Below are 276 nucleotides of genomic sequence, written 5' to 3'. Positions count from 1 at the left end.
GGCACTGATTGCAAAGGGCGAGTATAATCGTGCTCTGCACTATTTGCAGCCAGCAACGGTAGGTTGGGAAACAAAAGCATATATGTGTTCGGCTCTGACGGGTGAAGGGATCGGGGATATATGGAATGTCGTGAATGAATTTCGCGAAAAGACGATACAGACAGGTAGGTTCGCTGCCCGTCGCAAGGCACAGTCGCTCGATTGGATGCACAGCATGACGCAGGATTATTTGCGAAGCATGTTCTTCAACCATCCACAGATCGCGCATCTGTTACC

General features: G+C 50.0%; 1 pseudogene. It reads left to right on the top strand.

Features of this window, described 5'->3' with window-relative positions:
* Positions 1–43 precede the first annotated feature (43 nt).
* A pseudogene (locus SB773_RS31475) lies at positions 44–276 on the top strand (methylmalonyl Co-A mutase-associated GTPase MeaB); the annotation flags it as partial.

It is taken from the genome of Bacillus sp. SIMBA_074 (assembly GCF_046534555.1).
GTDB lineage: Bacteria > Bacillota > Bacilli > Bacillales > Bacillaceae_G > Bacillus_A > Bacillus_A mycoides.
This window is presented reverse-complemented; position numbering and strand designations above follow the sequence as displayed.